Origin of the sequence: Fodinicurvata fenggangensis DSM 21160 (assembly GCF_000686045.1) — a bacterium.
GTDB lineage: Bacteria > Pseudomonadota > Alphaproteobacteria > Kiloniellales > DSM-21159 > Fodinicurvata > Fodinicurvata fenggangensis.
On sequence record NZ_JMLV01000034.1, the window covers coordinates 1 to 1,357 of the forward strand.

Annotated in this window: 1 protein-coding gene; it reads right to left on the reverse strand. The window is 62.6% G+C overall.

Annotated features, from left to right (window positions below):
* Positions 1-1,357, reverse strand: a 1,357-nt coding sequence (locus BP38_RS22870; protein WP_035725984.1) for a hypothetical protein, incomplete at both ends; no start/stop codon positions are given.

Here is a 1,357-nt window from a genome sequence, read left to right on the forward strand (position 1 = left end):
CCGACGCGCACGTCCAGAGAGCTTTCGGTGACATGCTCGCTGTCGGCACACTCCGGATCATCCGGATTGAACTCGTAGCCGTCCTTCAGTTCGCGTGTCTCAAGGTTCGCAAAGGCGTCATCGTCGTACTCGCGGGTCGTGGTCGCGGCATCAATCCGGAAGTCGCTGCTGTCGTCGATCGGCAGCTCAACGCCAACCAGGCTCGAAAGATCGACAGACTCCGCCCCCGGATCCGCAAACGACAGAACCAACTGGCCATCTCCATCCACACTGGCCGTCGCCGTGGTCGTACCGCCGGCCTGCGTCGGAACCTCAACCTCAACCGGGTCATCACCCTGGCCCAGGGCACCGCCGGCCACCTGCCAGGTCCCGCCGTCGCTCGTATTCGACAGACGCACCTCGACAATGCCTTCGGAGCCGTCGCTGTCCTGCGTGGCGGCCATGTAGTTCACCGGAACAACCAGCGGGCTCTCGGTGCTGTCCGCACCGTGATCTTCCGCCAGGCGCTCGCCGTCCTCGACATAGGTCACACCCGAAGTCGTCTGCTCGGCAACCCAGTCGCTGTCACCCAGCTCGAATAGAGCCGGCTCACCAAGATTGTTGCTGGTGTTCTCGTTCCCCTCGTAGCTGAAGGTCACGTTGCTCATGTTGGCCGGCAGGTCCACCGCAACCTTGTTCCAGCCCGGAGGCGCCTCAAACGAACCACTCTGGCCGCTGCCGGCATCCTCCCAGGTGTAGGTGATCGCCTCATCGCTCGGGTTCTTCACCGAAATGAAGTAGTCGCCTTCCTCGTTGACCTCAGGCGCACCCTCGGCGTTCGAGACAAAGGCCGCAGAGAACCCTTCAAAGGCCGCATCGACACCAATCACCTTCGTGACCGTCTCGACAGAGCAAACCTCGCCACCTTCCTCGTAGGCAAAGCCCGTCTCAGCCGGCCCGGCGACGCCGCCGATCTGGATCGGCAGGGAGTCGGAGACCGTCTCGCTCTCCTCGCCGCAATAGTCGGGAATCTCAGCCTCGGGGTTGAGCTCGCGATTGGCAAGATCGCTGAAGCTGTCGTCGTCATACTCAAAGGTCGTGGTGTCGACCTCGAATGTGAAATCCGTGCTGTCGTCGATGGGAACCTGCAGATCGAGGACGCCATCCAGGTTGATGGATTCCGGGCCCGGGACGGAGTTCTCGTGCAGCGTCAAGGTCAGGCTGCCGTCCTCGCCCTGGGTTGCGACAAAGTCATAGTCCTTGCCGTCGTCGCCCTGGTCGGTGAGCGTAACGATCACCTCGCCTTCGCCGGCCTCGGCCTGCCACTCGGAGAACAGCTTGGTCTCACCGCCCTGGGTGATCTGCCAGTTCTCGTAGG